Origin of the sequence: Elioraea thermophila (ex Habib et al. 2022) (assembly GCF_003336755.1) — a bacterium.
Lineage (GTDB): Bacteria > Pseudomonadota > Alphaproteobacteria > Acetobacterales > Acetobacteraceae > Elioraea > Elioraea thermophila.
Window position 1 is genome coordinate 83,450 of sequence record NZ_QMDI01000002.1, and the last position, 21,149, is coordinate 104,598.

A 21,149-nucleotide genomic window follows, 5' to 3' on the forward strand; every position below is an offset into this window, starting at 1 on the left:
CGACCGATCAGGGCCGGGCGAGCACGATCCGCCCGACATCGATCCAGCCGGCGCGGAACCCGGTCTCGCAGTAGAGGAGGTAGTATTCCCACAGGCGGCGGAACCGCTCGTCGTAGCGGCCCGAGGCGGCAAGCGCGGGCCAAGCGGCGCGAAACCGCTCGTGCCAACGTGCGAGTGTTTCGGCATAGGAGGCGCCGAACCAGGTGTCCGAGGCCCAGACGAGACCGGCCCGCCCCACCTCCGCGCGCAGCCGGCCCGGCGAGGGCAGCATGCCGCCAGGGAACACGTAGCGCTGGATGAAGTCGGCGCCGCGCCGATAGTCGTCGAAGAAGCGGTCGGCGATGGCGATGATCTGCAGCGCCGCCCGCCCGCCCGGGCGAAGCCTCTCGTGCACGGTGCGGAAGAAGGCCGGCCAGTAGCGCTCGCCCACCGCCTCGAACATCTCGCAGGAGGCGATGCCGTCGAAGCTCTCGCGCACGTCGCGATAGTCCTGCAGCCGCACCTCGACGCGATCGGCAAGGCCTGCGGCGGCGATGCGGGCGGAGGCGTAGGCGTGCTGCTCCTTCGAGAGGGTGATGGCGACGGCGGAGAGGCCGAACTCGCGCGCCGCCGTCTCGGCCAAGTATCCCCAGCCGCAGCCGATCTCGAGGATCCGGGCCCCGGGGCGGAGTTCGAGGGCGGCGATCAGGTTGTGCACCTTCCGCCTCTGCGCCTGCTCGAGCGTCTCGGTTGCCGGGTCGGCGAACTCGGCTGAGGAATAGGTCAGGGTGGGGTCGAGCCAGGCGGCGTAGAAGTCGTTGCCGAGGTCGTAGTGGGCGGCGATGTTGCGCCGCGCGCCCCGCTTCGTGTTGGGCCGGAAACGGTGGGCGAGGCGGGAGAGGAAGCGCATCAGCGGCCGGCCGTTCAGCACGCGCCGCCACTCCTCCTCGTTCGCCGCCGCCAACGCCATCACTGCCCGCAAGTCGGGCGTGGTCCAATCCTGATCCAGCCAGGCCTCCGCCCAGCCGAGCGAACCGCCGAAGGCGAAGCGGCGTACCGCCCGCAAGCTCCGAAGGCGCACCACGGCCGACGGACCTGGCCGGTCGCCGACAACCCGGTGCACCGACCCGTCGGGCAGGATCAGCGTGAGCTCGCCCGACCGGATCAGCCCGGCGAGCCGCAGGGCGCGCGCGGCGAGGCCGCGCGGAGGCGAAGGGGCGTCGGCTGGGCGGGGCAGGACGTCTTCGGAAACCGACATGCGCGAGGCTCAGCGGGCGGGGGTGGGTTCGACCTCCGGCGGAGGCAGGTAGCGATGGTAGCGTGCCCCTTTGCGCCAGAGGTGGAGGGCGTGCCAGTGGATGCCGGCGATCACCTTCAGCGTGACGAAAGGGAAGCGGAGCAAGGATCGCGCGAGGGCAGCGTCGGTCATCGGTTCGAGCCGCCCCACCATGGAGGCGGTGAGCAGCCGCTCGCCCCCTTCCGTCTCGTCGATCACCAGGCCGAAGCGGTCGTCCTTCAGCGACAGCGTGAAGCGATACCGTGCGTCCATGCCGATGAAGGGCGAGACGTGGAAGGTCTTGTCGGCAGCGTGGCGGTGCGGCCCCTCGCCCGCGAGCGCGGCGACATAGGCGTGCTGGTCGCCGAAGGTGTTCTTCACCTCGTAGACGACGGCGCTGTCGCGACCGGCGCCGTCCGAACAGAGGAACAGCGAGATCGGGTTGAAGACGTAGCCGAACACGCGTGGCAGGGCGAGCAGGCGGATGCGGGCGGGAGCGGGCAGGCCCTGCGCGGCAAGTTGGCGCTCCACCCACGGGCGGAGGGGGGAGCCGTCGCGGGCGCCATGATCCCTCGCCCGGAACGAGACGAGGCCTGGGCGCTCGAGCCGGAACAGGCGCGAGGCACGCGCCGCCTCGGCAACGTGATCAAGATCGAGCAGCAGCGACCAGATGCGGTAGTCGAGCCGGTGCCGGAACGGGCGGTGCCGCACGTGCACCACCCGCGCGGTGAGGAGCTGCGCGGGGGCCACGCTCACGGCAGGGCCTCGCCCGGGGCGGGGGCGGAGGTGCTGCGCCAGGGTGGGGGCGCCCCCAGCGCCTCGGCCACACGGACCGCCGAGGCGATACCGTCCTCATGGAAGCCGTAGCCGCACCACGCACCGCAGAAATGCACGCGATCCCGCCCCTGGATGGCGGGGAGGGCCTTCTGGGCGGCGAGCATGGCGGGGTCGTACTGCGGGTGGCGATACAGTCGCTCGATCAGGACCGAGCGCGGATCCGGCTCCCGGAAGGGGTTGAGCGAGGCGATCAGGGGCAGGCTCGTGTTCAGGTTCTGCAGCCGGTTCATCCAGTAACTCACGGAAACGGCTTGCGTCTCGTCCGCCACCCCGGTCGAGAGGTAGTTCCAGGACGACCACACCTTGCGCCGCCGCGGCATCAAGGCCGCGTCGGTGTGCAGCACGAGCCGGTTCTCCTGGTAGCGCACGGCGGAGAGGATGCGGGCTTCGGCCTCCGTCGGCGGGGCGAGGAGGCGCAAGGCCTGGTCGCCGTGAACGGCGAGCACGGCGCGGTCGAAGCGTTCCGGAACGTCGCCCTCGCGGAGGATCCACACGCCTGAGCCATCGCGGCGCACCGCGACCACCGGGCGGCCTGCCCGCACGCGAGGGCCCAGGGCTGCCGCGATCCTCGCCACGTAGCGGCGCGACCCGCCCGTCACGGTGCGCCAGCGCGGACGGTCAGACAGCCTGAGAAGTCCATGATTCTGAAAGAACTGCACGAAGGCGCGGGCGGGAAACTCGCGCATCCCGGCGACGGAGGCCGACCAGATCGCCGCCCCCATCGGCAGCAGGTGATCGTGCACGAAGGCCGCACCATACCTCTCGCGGTCGAGATAGTCGCCCAAGGTGAGCGCATCGTCGCCGGAGGCGAGCAAGGCAGGGGCGCGGCGGTAGAAGCGGAGCACGTCGGCGAGCATGCCCCAAAAGCGCGGCGAGAGGGCGTTGCGCGGGTCGGCGAAGAGCTGGGCGAAGCTGCCGCCTGCGTATTCGAGGTCGCGATCGAGCCGGGCGACCGAGAACGACATGTCGGAGGGTTCGGTCGCCACGCCGAGGGCGGCGAAGAGGGCGACGAGGTTGGGGTAGTTCACCTCGTTGTAGACGATGAAGCCCGTATCGACCGCGACCGGCTCGCCCGCGACCTCGACCGCCTGTGTGTCGGCGTGGCCGCCGAGGCGCGGCTCTGCCTCGTAGAGAACCACGTCGTGCGCGTCGCGCAGCAGCCACGCGGCGGAGAGCCCGGCGATGCCGGCGCCGATCACCGCGATGCGCTCGCGCCGCGGCGGAGGAAGCGTGCCGTGCATTCAGGCGGGAACCTTGTCGCGGGTGATGGTGGCGAGCGCGGCGAGTGCCCGGGCGCGGGCGGCGGCGTGATCGACGATCGGGCGCGGGTAGCTTCGCCCGAGCTCCACGCCGGCGTCCCGAAGCACCACGGGGGGCGCGGTCCAGGGCGCGTGGATCACGTCCGCCGGCAGTTTCGCGAGTTCGGGGATCCAGCGTCGCACGTAGTCTCCTTTCGGGTCGAATTTCTGCCCTTGGGTGACGGGGGCGAAGATGCGGAAATAGGGTGCGGCGTCGGCCCCGCTTCCCGCCACCCATTGCCACGAGGCGGAATTGGAGGCGAGGTCAGCGTCGACCAGCGTGTCCCAGAACCACGCCTCGCCGTCCTGCCAGGGCAGCAGGAGGTGCTTGACCAGGAAGGAGGCGACGATCATGCGCACCCGGTTGTGCATCCAGCCGGTGTGCCAGAGCTGGCGCATGCCGGCATCGACGATGGGGTAGCCCGTCCGCCCGCGCTGCCAGGCCTTGAGCGCGGCCGGGTCCTCGCGCCAGGGGAAGCGGGCGAAATCGGCCTTCAGCGGCTCGTCGGGCATCTCCGGCCGGTGCCACAGCAGGTGGTAGGAGAATTCCCGCCAGATCAGTTCCTTGAGGAAGGTTTCGGCGGAGAGGCTGTGGGCGTGGGCGGAGGCCTCGACCGCATGCCAGACGCGGGCGGGCGAGATCTCGCCCCAATGGAGGTGAGGCGAAAGGCCGGAGGTGAGGTCGAGATCGGGCCGGTTGCGCGTTTCGGCATAGGCCGCGAGGCCGCGGGCGAGGAAGCGTTCGAGCCGCGCCTCCGCCCCCTCTTCGCCGGGGGTCCAGGTCTCGCGCAGGCCCCCGGCCCAGTCGGGCGCGGTGGGCAGAAGGCGCCACGCGGCGAGATCGTCCGAGCCGGGCCAGGTGTCGGGCGCAGGCAGACGGTCGGGCGCCGGCAGGGGCTTCGGCGGCGGCCCGGCGGCGAAACAGGCGCGGGAGAAGGGAGTGTAGACGCCGTAGGGCCCACCCGTCTTGGTCCGGATCGTCCAGGGCTCGAACAGCAGCGAGGCGTTGAACCCGCGGATATCCACGCCCACCCGGCGCAGCGCCTCGGCCGTGCGCTTGTCGGCCTCGCGGGCCCAGGGCTCGTAGAGCCGGCTCGCGAGCACCAGGGTGGCACCCGTCTCGGCGGCGAGGCGGGGGATCGCCTCCTCCCACCGGCCGCGGCGCAGGATCAGGCGGGACCCCCGCGCGCGCAGCGACCGATCGAGCGACGCCAGCGAATGGTGCAGCCACCACAGGGAGGCACCACCCGGCGCCCAGCGGCCGGGGCTCTCGCGATCCAGCACGAAGATGGGGATCACCGGCCGCCCGGCCGCAACGGCGGCGGAGACGGTCGGGTTGTCGGCGAGCCTCAGGTCCTGGCGGAACCAGATGAGAACGGGGGCGGACATCGCGGCGTCGTTCACGCGCCTGACATGGCCTTGGCGGCTGGTTCCGAAAGCGGGGCGGCGGCCGCCAACGGGAAACTGAACAGCCGGTCCTTGCCGAGCAGGAACACCCGTGCCCCGCGCGGAAAAAGGCTGCGGATGGCGGGGTCGCGCACGTCGAGCCCGCCCGTGTAGGCGCCGAAGGCGGGCAGCAGCACGCGGCGAGAGTCGGCGACGAAACAAGGCCGCGCCACCCACGCCCCGCGGACGGTCACCGCCGCCTTGGGGTGCAGGTGCCCCGCGACCTCCCCCGTCTCCCCACGCGGGACGTGGCGGAAGGTGAGAGGAGGCTCGTGCACCTCCTCCGCCGTACCCGGGTCGTGGTTCCCCGCGAGCCAGGTGATCGCGGTGAGGCGGGAGAGCGCGGCCAGCGCCTCCCGCTCCGCCGCGCCGAGGCGCGCCGCGCCCTTGGGGTCGTGAAAGGAGTCGCCGAGCAGGAGCAGACGCTCGGGCCGATAAAGGCGCACGAGCCGGGTGAGCCGCTCCAGCGTGGCGCGCGAATCGTAGGGGGGAACGAGCGAGCCCCGTGCGGCCAGCGCCGAGCCCTTCTCGAGATGGAGGTCGGCGATGGCGAGCAGACGGCGGGCCGGCCACCACAGCGCGCCCGCGGGGTCGAGCATCAGCCGCTCGCCGAGGAGATGGACGGGGGCGGCGGTCATTCGGGCAAAGGCAGCGAGGCCTGGCGTCGGGAGCGGATGGTGCGCAGGGTGGCCCGGCCCTGCGTGCCGAGGGCGATACCGCCGGGGCGGCGCTTGCGGTCGCGCGCCACGTTGGCGCGATGGACGGGGTGGACGGGGCGTTCGGCGCGCAGCGGAGGCGGGGTGACGGCCGGGGGGTCGGCCTCGCCGCGCGCCTCGGCGAGAAGCTGGGCGGCTTCGGCCTCGGCGAGCAACGCATCCTGCCCTTCGCCGGTCGCGACGTGCTCCTTGCCGACCTCGAGCAGCACGGGAACCGCGAGCGGGGAGACGCGGGAGAGCGCCATGTGCACGATGCGCCCCCGCGCGCGCCGCAGCATGAGCGCCACGCGGCCGACATCGACGAGGCCCCGCGCGGCATCCGCCCGGGTGGCGCGCAGCAGCACGTGGTCGGGTTCGTACTTGCGCAGCACGTCGTAGATCAGGTCCGTGTTCACCGTCACCTGCCGCCCGGTCTTCGCCCCACCGAGGTGGTTGCGCTCGACAAGGCCCGCGATCACCGCGACATGGCGAAAGGTTCGCTTGAGCAGCGACGATTCGGCCATCCACTCCTCCAGGTCCTCGCCCAGCATCTCCTCGTCGAAGAGCCGGGCGACGTCGCGCGGTTCCGCCGCCGACCACACGGCGAGCACATAGTCGGTGGCGACGAAGCCCAAGGGACGGAAACCCGCCCGTTCCATGCGCCGGGTCAGCAGCATGCCCAGCGTCTGGTGCGCGTTCCGCCCCTCGAAGCAGTAGGCGACCAGGAACCACCGCCCGCCGCGCGGGAAGGTCTCGACCAGGAGGTCGGCGGGCCCCGGCAGGCGGGAGCGGCGGCGCTGCAGCTCGAGCCACTCGGCGACGTCCGCCGGAAGCCCCTGCCAGCGGCGGCGATCCTGCAGCAGCGCGCGCACGCGGTCGGCGAGATAGGTGGTGAGCGGCAGACGCCCCCCCGCGTAAGCCGGGACCTTCGGGTCGTCGCCATGGGCTGGCGAGCACTCCACCACCGTCTCTCGCAGGCGGTCGAAGCGCAGCAGGCGGCCGGCGAACAGGAACGTGTCGCCCGGGTTGAGGAGGGAAACGAAGTACTCCTCGATCTCGCCCAAGGTCGCGCCACCGAAGCCACGCCCGAGCTTCACCTTGAGGAGGGGGGCTTCGACGATGGTGCCGATGTTGAGCCGCCAGCGCCGCGCCGCCCGCTCATCGGCGAGGTGAAGGCGGCCTTCGGCGTCGCGGAAGAGGCGCCGGTAGCGCTCGTAGGCCGAGAGCGCGTAGCCCCCGTCCTCGACGAAACGCACCACGTCGTCGAAATCCCGGCGCGCGAGGTCGCGGTAAGGGGCGGCGCGCGTCACCTCGGCGTAGAGCTCGTCCGGATGGATCGGCCCGGCGCAGACCGTGCCCATGACGTGCTGGGCGAGCACGTCGAGCCCGCCCGGGGGGGACGGGTCGCCGTCCAGCGCCCCCTCGCGCACGCCATCCAGGGCGCAGAGGCACTCGAGCAGCTCGAAGCGGTTGGCGGGAACGAGGACCGCGCGCGAGGGCTCGTCCCAGCGGTGGTTGGCCCGCCCGATGCGCTGCAAAAGCCGCGACACCCCCTTCGGTGCGCCGACCTGGACGACGAGATCGACCTCGCCCCAGTCGATGCCGAGATCGAGCGAGGAGGTGGCGACCACGGCGCGGAGTTCGCCCCGCGCCATCGCCGCCTCGACCTTCAGCCTCTGGTCGCGGGCGAGGCTGCCGTGATGCAGCGCGATCGGCAGTGCGTCGTCGTTCAGCCGCCACAGCGCGGCGAAGACGAGTTCCGCCTGGGCGCGGGTGTTGACGAAGACGATGGTCGAGCGATGGGCGCGAATCAGGCGGTAGATCGCCTCCGCCGCCATCAGCCCCATGTGGCCGGACCAGGGCAGCGGGCCCTCGGGCAGGCGGATCTCGATCGCCGGCGCCGCCCCGGGCGGAGCCGCGATCCGCTCCACCCCCGTGCCGCGCCCATCCGCCGAGAGGAAGGCGGCGAGGTGGTCGGGCCAGGGCGCGGTGGCCGAAAGCCCGATGCGCACCGCGCCGGGGGCGAGGGTGCCGAGTCGGGCGAGGCAGAGGGCGAGCTGATCGCCCCGCTTGGTGCCGGCAAGCGCATGGATCTCGTCCACCACCACCGTGCGCAGGTCGGCGAACAGCCGGGCGGAGTCCGGGAAGGAGAGGAGGAGGGCGAGGCTCTCGGGGGTGGTGAGCAGGATGTTGGGCGGGGCCTCCCGCTGGCGTCGCCGGGACGCCTGATCGGTGTCGCCGGTGCGGACGTCGAGGGTGATGGCAAGTCCGGCTTCCGCGATGGGGCGTTCCAGGTTGCGCGCGATATCGGCGGCGAGCGCCTTCAGGGGAGAGACGTAGAGCGTGTGCAGCCCGGGGCGAGGAGTTTCCGCGAGGTCGGCGAGGGTGGGCAGGAACCCCGCGAGCGTCTTGCCCGCTCCGGTGGGGGCGAGCAGGAGGGCGGAGCGGCCCGCGCGGGCGGCGGCAAGGACGGCGCGCTGGTGCGGGTGCGGCTGCCAGCCGCGGCGCGCGAACCAGGCCGCGAGCGGCGCGGGGAGGGGGGCGAGGTCGGGCGGGGCAGGGATGGGCTCCGGCACGCCCTCAGTGTAGGCGCGCCCCGTTCCTCCGCCACACCCCCGGGGTTCACGGCCCGGCGGGCGGGGCCCACATCGCCGGCGATGACTCCGCACCCCGAAACCTGGCTCTCCGTCCGCCCCGAGGGCCTCTACTGCGAACCGGCCGACCTGTTCATCGACCCCGCCCGCGCCGTGCCGCGCGCGCTCATCACCCACGCCCATTCCGATCACGCCCGGCCGGGGCACGGCGCAGTGCTCGCCACCCCCGAAACCCTCGCCCTGATGACCCGCCGCCTCGGCGAGGGCCGGGCGGGGCTCACGCAGCAGCCGCTCGCCTATGGCGAGAGCCTCGACGTCAACGGCGTGCGCATCACCCTCTTCCCCGCCGGGCACGTGCTGGGTTCGGCGCAGGTCCTGCTCGAATGGCGGGGCGTGCGCGTCGTCATCACCGGCGACTATTGCCCCCGCCCGCAACCCACCTGCGCGCCCTTCGCCCCGATCCCCTGCGACCTCCTCGTCACCGAAGCGACCTTCGCCCTGCCCGTGTTCCGCCACCCGCTGGCCGAGGGCGAGATCGCGCGCCTGCTTCGCTCGCTCGCCCTCTTCCCCGACCGCACCCACGTCGTCGGGGCCTATGCGCTCGGCAAGGCGCAGAGGTTGATCGCGCTCCTGCGCGGAGCGGGCTACGATGCGCCGATCTTCCTGCATGGTGCGCTGTTTCCGCTGATCGAGGTCTATCGCGCCTTCGGTCACGACTTCGGCGACCTCCGCCCGGCCACCGCGGCCGATAAGTCGGCGCTGAGGGGCGCGCTCGTCATCGCGCCCCCCGGCGCGATCCAGGACCGCTGGGCGCGGCGCCTGCACGATCCCGTGGTGGCGCTCGCCTCGGGCTGGATGCGCGTGCGCCAGCGCGCCAAGTCGCGCGGCGTGGAACTCCCTCTCGTCATCTCCGATCATGCGGATTGGGACGAACTGAACGCCACCGCCGAGCTCAGCGGGGCACGCGAGGTCTGGGTGACGCATGGGCGGGAGGAGGCACTGATCCACGCGCTCGCCGCGCGGGGCATCCGCGGCCGCGCCCTCTCCCTCGTCGGCCGCGGCGAGGAGGACGAGGGCGGCGGCCCCGAAGCGCTGCCGGCAGGCGAGGTGGCGGCATGACCCCCTTCGCCGACCTGCTCGAACGCCTGGTCTTCTCCCCCGCGCGAAGTGCCAAGATCGCGCTCCTGCGCGACTGGATCGCCACCCGACCCGACCCCGAGCGCGGCTGGGGCCTGGCTGCCATTTCGGGCGAGCTCGCCTTCTCCGCCGCCAAGCCCGGGCTGATCCGCGCCCTGGTGGCGGAACGGACCGACCCCGTGCTGTTCGGCTGGTCCTACGACTACGTCGGCGACCTCGCAGAGACGGTGAGCCTGATCTGGCCGAGCCCCGCCACGCCTCCCGGTCCCGCCCCCACGCTGCCCGAGGTGGTGGCCGCCCTAGGCGGCGTCTCGCGGGCCGAGTTTCCCGCCCTGCTTGCGCGCTGGCTCGATTCGCTCGACGCCTCCGCACGCTTCGCGCTGATCAAGCTGATCACCGGGGGGGTGCGCGTGGGTGTGTCCGCCCGCCTGGTGAAGGTCGCCTTGGCGGAACATTACGGTGTCGACGTCAACGCGATCGAGGAAGCCTGGCCCGCGACCGCCCCGCCCTACCTCGCCCTCTTCGCCTGGCTCGAAGGGCGCGGGCCGATGCCGCTGAGCGCCGACCGTCCCGTCTTCCGCCCGCCGATGCTCGCCAACCCGCTGGAGGAGGCCGACCTCGCCGACCTCGACCCCGCCGACTACCGCGCGGAGTGGAAGTGGGACGGCATCCGCGTGCAGGCCTGCGCCGGCCCAGGGGGAGTGGCGCTCTTTTCGCGCGCGGGCGAGGACATCACGGCGGCCTTCCCGGATGTCGCCGAGGCGCTGCGCGGCCTGCATGCCGTGCTGGACGGCGAGCTCCTCGTCGTACGCGACGGCCGTGTCGCGCCGTTCTCGGAGCTGCAGCAGAGGCTGAACCGCAAGTCGGTCTCCTCGCGCCTGCTGCGCGACCATCCGGCGATGATCCGCCTCTACGACCTGCTGTACGAGGGGGCGGAGGATGTGCGGCATCTGCCGTTCGACGAACGGCGGGCGCGGCTCGAGGCGTGGGTGAGGCGAGCCTCCCCGCCGCGGATGGATCTGTCCCCGCTCGTTCCGTTCCGCTCTTGGGACGAGCTCGCCGCCCTCCGCGCTGCCGCCCGGGAGGCCGGCATCGAGGGGCTGATGCTGAAGCACCGCGCCTCCCCTTACGTGCCCGGCCGACCGAAGGGGCCGTGGTTCAAGTGGAAGCGCGACCCCTTCGTCATCGACGCCGTGCTGATGTACGCCCAGCGCGGCCATGGCAAACGGAGCTCCTACTACTCCGACTACACGTTCGGGGTGTGGACGGATGAGGGCGAGCTCGTCCCGGTCGGCAAGGCCTATTTCGGCTTCACGGATGCCGAGCTCGCCTGGCTCGATCGCTGGATCCGCAACCACACCGTCGCCCGCTTCGGCCCGGTGCGCGAGGTCGAGAAGTCGCTCGTGCTCGAGATCGCCTTCGACGCTGCCCAGCTCTCCAACCGGCACCGCTCGGGGGTTGCGCTGCGCTTCCCGCGCGTCAACCGCATCCGCACCGACAAGCCGGCAGCGGAGGCCGATCGGCTTGCGCAGGTGCTGGCACTGGTCGAGAACCGCCGCGATGCGGCGTGAACCGCCGCCCCATTGACCAGATCCGGGAGGTCCCGATGGCCAAACCCATCCACATGATGATCCGCGTGCTCGACGAGGCACGCTCGGTCGCCTTCTACGAAACCGCGCTCGGGCTGAAGGTGGCCGATCGTTTCATGTTCGACACATTCACCCTGGTCTATCTGCGCGGGGAGGAGAGCCCGTTCGAGATCGAGCTCACCATCAATCACGGCCGCACCGAGCCCTATGCGCGCGGCGAGGGCTACGGCCACGTCGCGGTCGCGGTCGATGACCTCGATGCCGAGCATGCGCGGCTTGCGGCAGCGGGGCTCGCGCCGGAGCCGATCAAGGAGTTCCACCGCGACGGAAAGCTGATGGCGCGGTTCTTCTTCCTCACCGACCCCGACGGCTATCGCATCGAGGTGCTGCAGCGCCACGGCCGCTACGGCTGATGTGCCCCCCTGCCCGTCGGCTCTGCGTCGCGACCGCGCTCGCCCTTGCGCTGGCGGCGAGGGTTGCGGCGGCCGTGCCGCAGACCACCCTCACCCTTTTCGCCGGTCCGTCCATCGACGGTGCCGGGCTTTCCTCGGCCATGACGCGGCCCTTCGCGGAGGAGGCGGGGCAGGAGGTGTTCCTGGGCGCGGCCCTTTCCCAGGGGCTCGGCCGGCCCCTGCCGGGCTTGAGGCTCGATGCCGAGGCGGGGGCGGGCGCACGCTTCGGCCGTTTCGGCGGGGTGGAGGGTTGGAGCGCGCTCTACCTGCGCTTCGACGCCTTGCCGTGGTCCCACCGCGTGCCCACCGCACTCGGCGCCTCGACGGGGCTTTCCGTCGTCTCGCGCCTTCCCCATGCGGAACGGTTCGATGACGGGGTACGGCTCGAGAACCGGTCGCACGTCCTGCACTACTTCTCGCCGGAGATCGCGTTCGGCATCCCTGGCCGCGAAGGCGAGGAGATCGTGCTGCGCTGGCACCACCGCAGCGGCATCTTCGGCGCGATCGGTGGGGTGCGCGACGGTTCGAACGTGGTCGCGCTCGGCTGGCGCATTCCGCTCGGGCGTTGAGCGCGGGAGAGATCAGCGGAAATCGCGGGCATCGGGCAGGAACGCGGCCGGGTCCTCGCCCAACACCCGGCGCGGTGGGCGGGTGCGCGCGTCGCGATCGTTCGGGCGGCGCACCTCATCCGCCCGCGCCATCGCCCTCTGCCACGCCGCCGCGTCGCCTTCCCGCGCGCGCAAGGTGGCGAGCAGGTCCGAGCGGTCGACCACCCGCTTCGCCACCAGGTGGATGATGGGCGCCGCCCCGTAGTCCTGCCGCTCCACCACGCCGTCCACCACCATCAGCCGGGCGGTGACGATCGCGCTGCGGAAACGGGCGAGCACGGGAGGCAGGATGACGACGTTCGCCTGGCCGAACTCGTCCTCCAGCGTGACGAACACCACACCCTTGGCACTGCCAGGCCGTTGCCGAACGAGAACGAGCCCGGCGAGCCGCACGCGGGAGGCTTCGCGCGCGGCAGAGAGGGTGCTGCTGTCGCGACAGCCGAGACGAAGCAAAGTCGGGCGAAGCAAGGAGAGCGGGTGGGCGCGCAGGGAGAGAGCGAGGGCGGCGTAGTCCGCCACCACTTCCTCGCCGAGGGGCGCGGCGGGCAGGGCGGGGGCGGTTTCGGCGAAGAGATCGCCCTCCGCGGCGGCGAAGAGCGGGGGTGGCGCTTCGAGCGCGCGCGCCGCCCACAGCGCGGCCCGGCGGGGAAGGCCCAGGGAGGCGAAGGCATCGGCCTCGGCGAGGCGTTCGAGCCCGGCCCGACCCACGCCGGCGCGGCGGGCGATCTCCTCCAGGCTCTCATAGGGCTTGCCGTTGCCGCGCACGCGGGCGGCGATGATCGCCCGCCCGTCCCTCTCCGCCAGCCCCTTCACCTCGCGCAGCCCCAGGCGCAGCGCGACCCCGCCCGCACTCTCCGCACACGATTCGAGCGTGCTGTCCCACTCTGAGGCGTTCACGTCCGGCGGTCGCACCACCACGCCATGCGCCCGCGCATCGCGCACGATCTGCGCCGGGGCGTAGAACCCCATCGGCTGTGCATTCAGCAGCGCGCAGGCGAAGGCGGCCGGGTAGTGGCACTTGAGCCAGGCCGAGACGTAAACCAGAAGCGCGAAGGAGGCGGCGTGGCTTTCCGGGAAGCCGTAGGTGCCGAAACCCTCGATCTGGCGGAAACAGCGTTCGGCAAAGTCGCGCTCATAGCCGCGCGCCACCATGCCCTCGACGAGCTTGGTGCGGAACTCGTGGATGATGCCGACCTTGCGGAAGGTCGCCATCGCCCGGCGCAGCCGATCCGCCTCCTCCGCCGTGAAGCCCGCGGCGACGATGGCGATCTTCATCGCCTGTTCCTGAAAGAGCGGCACGCCGAGCGTGCGCCCCAACACCGCCTCGAGCTCGCGCGAGGGAAAGGACACCGGCTCCTCGCCGTTCCGCCGCCGCAAGTAGGGGTGCACCATGTCGCCCTGGATGGGGCCTGGGCGAACGATCGCCACCTCGATGACGAGATCGTAGAAGCACGCGGGTTTCAGCCGCGGCAGCATCGCCATCTGCGCCCGGCTCTCGACCTGGAACACGCCCAAGGAATCGGCGCGCGAGAGCATGGCGTAGACGGCGGGGTCTTCGGCCGGCACGGTGGCGAGGGTGAGGCGCCGTCCGTGATGGGTGGCGATCAGGTCGAAGGCCTTGCGGATGCAGGTGAGCATCCCCAGCGCCAGCACGTCGACCTTGAGGATGCCGAGACGATCGAGATCGTCCTTGTCCCACTCGATGGTGGTGCGGCCGGCCATGGCGGCGTTCGTCACCGCGCAGAGCTCGACCAAGGGCCCGCGCGTGATGACGAAGCCGCCCACGTGCTGCGAGAGGTGGCGCGGGAAACCGGTGAGCTGTTCGGCAAGCGAGAGGGCGAGGGCGAGGCGCGGTTCGGTGGCATCGAGGCCTTGCGCGCGCGCGATCTCCGGCAAGGAGGATTCCCGCCCAGGCCCCCAGGTCGCCGCCGCGATGCGCCCCGTCACGTCCTCGGAGAGCCCCAAGGCCTTGCCCACCTCGCGCACGCTCATCCGCGTGCGCCAGTGGATCACCGTGGCGGCGAGCCCCGCCCGGTCGCGCCCGTAACGGTCGTAGATCCACCGGATCACCTCCTCGCGGCGTTCGTGCTCGAAATCGACGTCGATGTCGGGCGGTTCCCGCCGGGCGGCGGAGACGAAGCGTTCGAACAGGAGGTCGTGCTTGGCGGGATCGACGGCGGTGATGCCGAGCGCGTAGCAGACGGCCGAGTTCGCCGCCGACCCCCGCCCCTGGCAGAGGATGCCGCGCGAACGGGCGAAGCGGACGATCTCGTGCACGGTGAGGAAGTAGGGCGCGTAGTTCAGCTGCGCGATCAGCGCGAGCTCGTGCTCGATGCGCTCCCGTACCGGTTCCGGCACCCCCTCCGGCCAGCGCTCCGCCGCCCCCTCCCAGGTGCGCGCGACGAGGGTTTCCTGCGCCGTGCGGCCCGGTTCGACGATCTCGTCGGGATAGTCGTAGCGGAGATCGTCGAGCGAGAAGCGGGTGGCGGCGACCACCTCGAGCGTGCGCGCGACCGCCTCGGGGTGGCGGGCGAAGAGACGCGCCATTTCCTCGGGCGACTTGAGGTGGCGTTCGGCATTCGCCTCCGCCGCGAAGCCGAGCTCCTCCACCGTGCAGCCGAGCCGGATGGCGGTGAGCACGTCGGCGAGTGCGCGACGTTCCGGGGCGTGGTAGCGCACGTCGCCGAGGGCGACGAGCGGGGTACCGGCGTCCTCGGCGAGGGCGGCGAGGGCATCGAGGCGGCGCTGATCGTCACCGCGCAAGCCGACCGAAGCGCCGAGCAGGAGGGGAAGCACGGTGCGGCCGCGCAACGCCTCGGCATCGCAACGAAGGCGTCGGGCGAAGCCCGCATCGGGCAGGGCGGGCGCGGGCGGGGGGAGGGCGATCAGCACCTGGCCCTCGGCATGCGCGAGGAGGTCCGCGCGGTCGAGCCGGCACTCGCCCTTCGGCGCGCGCAGCTTTCCGGTGGAAAGCAGGCGGCAGAGCCGGCCCCAGGCGGCGCGATCGGCGGGGTAGCAGAGGAAGGAGGAGCCGTCCGCGAGGTCGAGCCGGGCGGCGGGGATGAACCGCAGGCCTTGCGCCTTGGCGGCGAGGTGGCCGCGCACCAGCCCCGCCACCGTGTTGCGATCGGTGATGGCGAGCGCGGCGAGCCCCAAAGCGCGCGCGGTCAGCACCAGTTCGTCGGGGTGCGAGGCGCCCTCGCGGAAGGTGAAGGCGGAGAGGGCCTGCAGTTCGGCGTAGGCTGTCATGGCGGGCGGGGAGGCGGGGCCTCAGCCGAAGCGGCCGTGCAGGAACCAAGCGCGGGTGGCTCCCTCGCCGGTCGCGAACACCCAGAGCCGGCGGCCGGAGGCGGTCTCCACCCGCCAGTAGTCGCGCGCGGCTTGGCCGGCGGGAGGGAGCCACCAGGCGGGGAGGATCCGCTCCGGCCCCTCGGCGCGGGTGACGGGCTCCTGCCCGATCGTCTCCGGCGGGCCGTCGGGCAGGGGCGCGCGGGCGGGCAGGCGGCGGGGGCAGGGGAGGAGGCGGAGGGGCCGCGGCCGCTCCGGCCAGGGGCCGCGGCGCGGGGGCGAGGCGGGGTCGGCCGAGCGCAGCGACGCCTCGGGCCAGTGCGCGGGGAACGGGTCGAGGCGGAAGACGGCCCCCTGCCCGAGCCGGTTGCGCAGCCGGTCGATCAGCCGGGCAAGTGCTTCGCGCCGGGCCGCCGCCTCGCCGCCCGTCGCCGGCAGGCCGCGCTGGCGGGCCGCGAGCGGTTCCACCGACTCCGCCGCCAGCACCAGCCGCTCGATGCCGAAACCGGGGTCGATGCGCGCGATCTTCGGCACAAGAAGCCGCGCGAGGTGATCGGGGTCGCGGCTTGCTTCCGCCGTGCCGATGCCGAGGCGCTGGAGAGTGGCATCCGTGCGGTGGCAGGCGAGGCCGAGGCGACGCGCGCCGAGGTCCCGCTCGGCGAGATCCCGGCAGAGGGAGGCGAGGAGGCGCGAAAGCGCGGTGGCGATCGCCTCCGCCGTCAGCAAGGGTTCGGGGCAGTCGAGCACCGCGCGGAGGGGAGGGGCGGGGCGAAGGGGGCTGATCGGGCGGGTGCTTCGCCCCATCGCCTCGTCGAGCAGGGCGAGGGTGGCGGGGCCGAGGCGCCGGGCCGCCGGGCCGCGGGCGAGGGAGTCGAGCGCGCCCACCGTGTCGAGGCCGAGCCGGGCGCAGAGTTCGGCGGCCTCGGGGGGAAGGCGCAGGGTGGTGAGGGGAAGGCGGGAGACGGCCTCGGCCTGCTGCCCAGGGGGAACGATCCGGTCTTCGGCCGAACCGCGGGCCAGCGCAAGCGCGCCGGCGGCGGTGTCGGCCAGCGCCGCACGCACGGTGAAGCCCGCGCGGCGGAGCCGGCCGGCGGCAGCCGCGAGCAAGCCCGGCTCGCCGCCGAAGAGGTGGGCGCAGCCGGTGATGTCGAGGATCACGCCGTCGGGCGGGGCGGGGGCGGCGAGGGGGGTGAAGCCGCTCGCCCAGGCGGCGAGCGCGCGCAGGGCGGCGGCATCGGCTCCCCGATCGGCGGGCAGGGCGACGAGGGCGGGCAGGGCGGCCAGCGCATCGGCGAGCGGCAGGCCGGGGGAGAGGCCCGCGCGTTCGGCGACCGCGTTCACTGCCGCCAGCCGCCGCGCCGACCCGACGGCCTGCCAGGTCGCGCAGGGGCGACGGGACAGGGCGGGGTCGCGGCGCGCCAGCCGGTCGGTGGCGAGGCGGGGCAGGACGAGGGCGAGGAAACGCCGCGGCTCAGCCATCGGCCCGGCCTTCGACGAGCAAGGCGCGGCGGGCCTCGTCCCACTGCACGGTCCAGGCGGCGGGGTCGCCGCCACGGGCGCGCAGGAGTTCGAGCCGCCAGCGGGGGGCGGGCATCAGGTGGGCGGGGCCGGCAGCACCGGGCAGGGGCGAGACGCGCCAGCGGCTGCGCGCGGCGGAGGGGGCGCGCCCCTCGATGTCCTGTTGCAGGATCAGCCCTGTGCAGCCGCTCTCCTCGGCCGCAAGGTGAAGGCGGCGCGAGGTGGTGAGGGAAAGTGCCGGCGCGAACAGGAGAACGGCATCCAATGCCTTGTTCCTGAAACATTCCTCCGCCGCCCAAAGCAGATCCTCGGGGCGTGCACGCACCACCAGCAGGCCGGCGGGATCGATCCCCCAAGCCCGCAGCCCGGCCGGGCAGGGGTCGGGCCGGGTGGCGATCCAGGCGACGGCGGGCCCCGCCCGGGCGGCGATCAGGCAGGCGAAGGCCACCCCCGCGCCCTCGTCGGCGGCCACGATCTCGTGCAGCGCGCCGCGGCAGAGCCCGCGCCAGGGCAGGGCGCGGTCGATCGCCGGGGCGAGCGGCAGCGGCGAGAGGGCCGGGCGCGCGGGCGGTGTCTCCAGCCGGGCGAGGCGGGCTCGCAGGCGGTCGAGCACGGTGCGGCGATCATCCGTCGCGTGGGGGGTGGCCGGCATGGGGTCCTCGCGTGTGTTCTTGATTTGTTCTGGTCGCGAGGGCGCAAGTCAACCGCGCGCGGGGTGGGGGTTCGCGCTGGACGGAGGCTGACCCACATCAAGGTCGCACGGCACGCACCCGTGCTCTATGGTATCTTCGCCGAACCGAAGGAAAGGGGTTTCGCCATGAAGATGGAACTGAACATGGGCACGGCCGACCGTGCGATCCGTGCTGCGGTGGGCGTGCTGCTGATCGCGCTCGCGCTGTTCGGCCAGATCGGGCTTTGGGGCTACATCGGGGTGGTGCCGCTCGTCACCTCCATCCTCGGCTACTGCCCGGCCTACACACTTCTGGGCATGAACACCTGCGGCACCTCGAAGGCCTGACGCAGGCGGGGGCGGTCGTCGCGCCGCCCCTCGGTCCTTCGCGGCCGGTCAGACGCCGAGATAGGCCTCGCGCAGCCTGGGGTCGCGCAGGAGCGCGCGCGCTTCGCCCTCGTGGGTGACGCGGCCCGTTTCCAGCACGTAGCCGCGATCGGCGATGGCGAGCGCGGCGGCGGCGTTCTGCTCGACCAGGAGCACAGTGAGGCCGCGCGCCCGCAACGCCGCCACCGCCTCCAGGATCTGATCGACCAGCAAGGGCGCAAGCCCCATCGAGGGCTCGTCGAGCAAGAGAAGACGCGGGCGGCTCATCAGCGCCCGGCCGATGGCGAGCATCTGCTGCTGCCCGCCCGAAAGCCCCGCCGCCGGCAGCCGGCGCTTCTCGGCCAGCACCGGAAACAGGGCATAGACCTGGGCCAGGCCCTCGGCCGCATGCTCGCCCCCCCGCCGGAAGGCGCCGAGGCGGAGATTGTCCTCCACCGACAGCGGGCCGAACACCTGCCGCCCCTCCGGCACCTGGGCGATGCCGCGCGCGACGCGCGCGTGCGGGGGCAGCGTCTCGATGCGCTCGCCCTCGAACAGGATCGTGCCGGCGGTGATCGGCTGCACGCCGGAGATCGCGCGCAACAGCGTCGTCTTGCCCGCGCCGTTGGCACCGATGAGCGCGACGATCTCGCCCGCCCGCACTTCGAGGTCGACCCCCTTGATCGCCTCGATCCGCCCGTAAGCGGAACGGAGCCCCTCAACCCGCAGCATGCGCCGCCTCCGCCGCGTGCCGCCCCAAGTAGGCCGCCACCACCTCCGGGTTCGCGCGCACCTCGGCCGGCGTGCCTTCCGCCAGCATCCGCCCGTGGTTCAACACCAGGATCCGGGTGGAGATGCGCATGACGAGCTTCATGTCGTGCTCGACCAGCACCACCGCCGCGCCACGCTCGGCGATGGTGACGATGAGGCGGTCGATCTCCTCCGTCTCCACCGCGTTGCAGCCGGCGGCTGGTTCGTCGAGCAGCAAGACGCGCGGTTCGGCGGCCAGCGCGCGCGCGATCTCGAGACGCTTGAGCGCGCCGTAGGGCAGCGCACCGGCAGGGTCATCGGCCCGCTTCTCGAGACCCACGAAGGCGAGGAGGTCGCGCGCCCGTTCCCGTGTGGCGCGGTTCTGCCGCAACACCGAGGGCAGGCGGAACAGGGCGGGAAGCAAGCCCCGCTCCTCGTGCAGGTGCCGCCCGACCATGACGTTCTCGAGCGCGGTCATGCGGAAGAAGATCTGCAGGTTCTGGAAGGTGCGGCAAAGCCCGCGCGCGGCCAGGAGATGGGGGGGCAAGGCAGTGACGTCCTCGCCCGCGAGCAAAACCTTTCCGGCATCGGGCCGATACAGGCCCGAGACGATGTTGAACAGCGTGGTCTTGCCCGCCCCGTTGGGACCGATGATGGAGAACACCTCGCCGGCGCGGGCGGCGAACGATACGTCATCGAGGGCGCGTACGCCGCCGAAGGAGATGCCGACCCCGCGGGCCTCGATGACGGGCGGGCTCATGCCACCGCCCTCCGCGGCAGGAGCGCGACAAGCCCCGGCACGATGCCCTGGCGGAGGAAGATCATGAACAGGATGATCATCAGGCCCAGCACCGCGTGCTCGTAGTCGTGGAACACGGTGAGCGCCTGCGGCAGCACGGTGAGGATGGCGGCCCCCACGATCGCACCCAAGGTGGAGCCCATGCCGCCGATCACCACCATGGTGACGAGCTCGATGGAGTGCAGGAAATCCGCCACCTGCGGGGTGACGAAGCGGTTGAAGAGAGCGAGCAGGGAACCCGCGAGTGCGGCGTAGATCGCGGCGATGACGAAGACGACGAGCTTGGCACGCGCGACGTCGATCCCGGCGACGCGTGCGGCCACCTCGCTGTCGTGCAACGCCCGCAGCGCCCGCCCCAGGGGGCTGTCCTCCAGGTTCAGCGCGAGCCACACGCCGAGCAGCAAGGCAAGGCCGGTGATCCAGTACCAGGTCTCCGCACCCGCCACGCGCCAGCCGAACAGCACGAGCCGCGGCACCTGGATCCCGTCCGGGCCCCCCGTCAGCCCGACCTCGCTGTTCAGCACGAGCCAGACGAGGATGCCGAGCCCAAGGGTGGCGACCGCGAGATAGTGCCCGCGCAGCCGCAGGATGGGGCGGCCGACGACGAGCGCGAGCAAGCCCGAGAGGACGAGGCCGGCAAGCGCCGAGAGCAGTGGGTCGAGCCCGAGGTGGCGGGGCCCGAGCGCCACCGCATAGGCGCCGATGCCGAAGAACCCCGCGTGCCCGAGGCTCACTTGGCCCGCAAGCCCCATCAGCAGGTTGAGCCCCACCGCGGCGAGCGCCTGGACCCACACCAGCGTTGCGACACGGAGGTGGAACGAGGAGGGCAGCAGGAAGGGCAGCGCGGCGAAGACCGCGAGGACGAGGAGAAGCGTGGCGTGGCGGGGAGCAAGACGCATGGCTCAGACGCGCTCCACCGCCCGCTTGCCGAACAGGCCCTGCGGCAGGACGAACAGCACGGCGATGATGACGACGAAGGCGACCGCGTCCTTGTAGGTGGAGGAGATGAAGCCGGCGGCGAGCGCCTCGAGCAGGCCCAAGGCGAGCCCGCCCGCCACCGCCCCCACCGGGTTGCCGATGCCGCCCAGCATCGCCGCCGCGAAGCCCTTCAGCGCGAGCAGCGTGCCGACGGTGACGGAGGTCAGGGTGATCGGCGTGACCAGGATGCCGGCGAGCGCGCCGATCGCCCCCGACACGCCGAAGGCGAGCGCCAGCACGAGGGCGGTGTCGATCCCCACCAGGCGCGCCGCAAGCCGGTTCGCCGCGGTGGCCCGCACCGCCTTGCCGAGCAGCGTCTTCTCCATGAACAGCCACAGCAGGGCGACGATGATCGCCGCCCCGCCCAGCACCCACAGGCTCTGCGGCAGGATGCTCGCGCCCAGCACCGCGATCGGGTCCTCGCCGGAGAAGGACGGGAAGCGGTGGAACTGCTTGTCGAACACGATCTGCGCGATGCCGCGGATCAGGATCGAAGCGCCGATGGTGATGATGATGAGGGTGACGGCGTTGGCGCCGCGCGCGGGCTCGATGGCGAAGCGATGGAGCGCGAGCCCGGTCGCCACCGCGACCGCGACCGCGAGCAGGGCGGCGAGCGGCAGCGGCACGCCGGCGGCATAGGCGAACACGGTGACCATCCCGCCCAGCATGACGAACTCGCCCTGGGCGAAGTTGATCACGTCGGAGGCGTTGTAGATCAGGGTGAACCCCAGCGCGACGAGGGCGTAGACCGCGCCGACGGTGAGGCCGGAGAAGACGAACTGCAGGAGCTGGTCCATCGGCGGGGCTCGCGCGGGTGCGGTGTCGGCAGCCGCGGGGGCGGCCGGTCTGCCCGGCCGGCCCCCGCGCGG

18 protein-coding genes are annotated in these 21,149 nt (G+C 72.7%); 5 read left to right on the forward strand and 13 right to left on the reverse strand.

The genetic code is table 11. The features are described from left to right. Positions 1–7: 7 nt before the first annotated feature. From DWB05_RS02220 to DWB05_RS02245, 6 genes are read right to left on the reverse strand one after another with little or no spacing between them, the layout of a single operon-like run. Positions 8–1,237 carry an SAM-dependent methyltransferase gene (locus tag DWB05_RS02220; RefSeq protein WP_114374620.1) on the reverse strand — a complete coding sequence of 410 codons (1,230 nt, stop codon included), beginning with the start codon at positions 1,235–1,237 and terminating at the stop codon, positions 8–10. Positions 1,238–1,246: 9 nt separating this feature from the next. Beyond that, positions 1,247–2,011 carry a DUF1365 domain-containing protein gene (locus DWB05_RS02225; RefSeq protein ID WP_114374622.1) on the reverse strand — a complete coding sequence of 255 codons (765 nt, stop codon included), beginning with the start codon at positions 2,009–2,011 and terminating at the stop codon, positions 1,247–1,249. Next, a complete protein-coding gene (locus tag DWB05_RS02230; protein ID WP_114374624.1) occupies positions 2,008–3,333 on the reverse strand; it encodes an NAD(P)/FAD-dependent oxidoreductase in 1,326 nt (441 codons plus the stop codon). The genes DWB05_RS02225 and DWB05_RS02230 overlap by 4 nt, the downstream gene beginning before the upstream one ends. Further along, a complete protein-coding gene (locus DWB05_RS02235; protein ID WP_114376497.1) occupies positions 3,334–4,779 on the reverse strand; it encodes a cryptochrome/photolyase family protein in 1,446 nt (481 codons plus the stop codon). A gap of 11 nt (positions 4,780–4,790) precedes the next feature. Further along, on the reverse strand, positions 4,791–5,474 hold the full coding sequence (gene pdeM / locus DWB05_RS02240) for a ligase-associated DNA damage response endonuclease PdeM (RefSeq protein ID WP_114374626.1): 684 nt from the start codon (positions 5,472–5,474) through the stop codon (positions 4,791–4,793). Next, positions 5,471–8,107 (reverse strand): ligase-associated DNA damage response DEXH box helicase, encoded by a 2,637-nt coding sequence (locus tag DWB05_RS02245; protein ID WP_232818357.1) that lies wholly within the window; start codon positions 8,105–8,107, stop codon positions 5,471–5,473. The genes pdeM and DWB05_RS02245 overlap by 4 nt, the downstream gene beginning before the upstream one ends. A gap of 81 nt (positions 8,108–8,188) precedes the next feature. Here DWB05_RS02245 and DWB05_RS02250 point away from each other — a divergent pair, with 81 nt between their 5' ends. Genes DWB05_RS02250 through DWB05_RS02265 form a run of 4 tightly spaced genes read left to right on the forward strand, consistent with a single transcriptional unit; the run spans position 8,189 to position 11,872 of the window. Further along, complete coding sequence (locus DWB05_RS02250; RefSeq protein ID WP_114374628.1) at positions 8,189–9,244, forward strand: ligase-associated DNA damage response exonuclease; 1,056 nt, start codon at positions 8,189–8,191, stop codon at positions 9,242–9,244. Then, positions 9,241–10,833 (forward strand): cisplatin damage response ATP-dependent DNA ligase, encoded by a 1,593-nt coding sequence (locus DWB05_RS02255; RefSeq protein ID WP_114374630.1) that lies wholly within the window; start codon positions 9,241–9,243, stop codon positions 10,831–10,833. The genes DWB05_RS02250 and DWB05_RS02255 overlap by 4 nt, the downstream gene beginning before the upstream one ends. A gap of 35 nt (positions 10,834–10,868) precedes the next feature. Then, the gene (locus DWB05_RS02260; protein WP_114374632.1) at positions 10,869–11,264 is read left to right on the forward strand and encodes a VOC family protein; all 396 of its coding nucleotides are present in this window, start codon (positions 10,869–10,871) and stop codon (positions 11,262–11,264) included. Then, complete coding sequence (locus DWB05_RS02265) at positions 11,264–11,872, forward strand: hypothetical protein (protein ID WP_114374634.1); 609 nt, start codon at positions 11,264–11,266, stop codon at positions 11,870–11,872. The genes DWB05_RS02260 and DWB05_RS02265 overlap by 1 nt, the downstream gene beginning before the upstream one ends. Before the next feature lie 12 nt (positions 11,873–11,884). Here DWB05_RS02265 and DWB05_RS02270 read toward each other — a convergent pair whose 3' ends face one another. Genes DWB05_RS02270 through DWB05_RS02280 form a run of 3 tightly spaced genes read right to left on the reverse strand, consistent with a single transcriptional unit; the run spans position 11,885 to position 17,369 of the window. Beyond that, positions 11,885–15,160 (reverse strand): error-prone DNA polymerase, encoded by a 3,276-nt coding sequence (locus DWB05_RS02270; RefSeq protein ID WP_114374637.1) that lies wholly within the window; start codon positions 15,158–15,160, stop codon positions 11,885–11,887. Positions 15,161–15,181: 21 nt separating this feature from the next. Then, positions 15,182–16,678, reverse strand: a complete 1,497-nt coding sequence (locus DWB05_RS02275) for a Y-family DNA polymerase (protein WP_114374639.1) — start codon at positions 16,676–16,678, stop codon at positions 15,182–15,184. Then, on the reverse strand, positions 16,671–17,369 hold the full coding sequence (locus DWB05_RS02280; RefSeq protein WP_114374641.1) for an ImuA family protein: 699 nt from the start codon (positions 17,367–17,369) through the stop codon (positions 16,671–16,673). The genes DWB05_RS02275 and DWB05_RS02280 overlap by 8 nt, the downstream gene beginning before the upstream one ends. 120 nt (positions 17,370–17,489) lie before the next feature. On the opposite strand from DWB05_RS02280, the gene DWB05_RS02285 reads away from it, so the two are divergent. Next, a complete protein-coding gene (locus DWB05_RS02285; RefSeq protein ID WP_332871698.1) occupies positions 17,490–17,735 on the forward strand; it encodes a YgaP family membrane protein in 246 nt (81 codons plus the stop codon). Between the two features lie 48 nt (positions 17,736–17,783). Here DWB05_RS02285 and DWB05_RS02290 read toward each other — a convergent pair whose 3' ends face one another. From DWB05_RS02290 to DWB05_RS02305, 4 genes are read right to left on the reverse strand one after another with little or no spacing between them, the layout of a single operon-like run. Beyond that, positions 17,784–18,485 (reverse strand): ABC transporter ATP-binding protein, encoded by a 702-nt coding sequence (locus DWB05_RS02290; RefSeq protein WP_114374643.1) that lies wholly within the window; start codon positions 18,483–18,485, stop codon positions 17,784–17,786. After that, a complete protein-coding gene (locus tag DWB05_RS02295) occupies positions 18,472–19,263 on the reverse strand; it encodes an ABC transporter ATP-binding protein (protein ID WP_114374645.1) in 792 nt (263 codons plus the stop codon). Before DWB05_RS02295 ends, DWB05_RS02290 begins: the two co-directional genes overlap by 14 nt. Continuing rightward, positions 19,260–20,201, reverse strand: coding sequence for a branched-chain amino acid ABC transporter permease (locus DWB05_RS02300; protein ID WP_114374647.1), 942 nt, complete (start codon positions 20,199–20,201; stop codon positions 19,260–19,262). Before DWB05_RS02300 ends, DWB05_RS02295 begins: the two co-directional genes overlap by 4 nt. A gap of 3 nt (positions 20,202–20,204) precedes the next feature. Then, complete coding sequence (locus DWB05_RS02305) at positions 20,205–21,077, reverse strand: branched-chain amino acid ABC transporter permease (protein WP_114374649.1); 873 nt, start codon at positions 21,075–21,077, stop codon at positions 20,205–20,207. Positions 21,078–21,149: the final 72 nt, after the last annotated feature.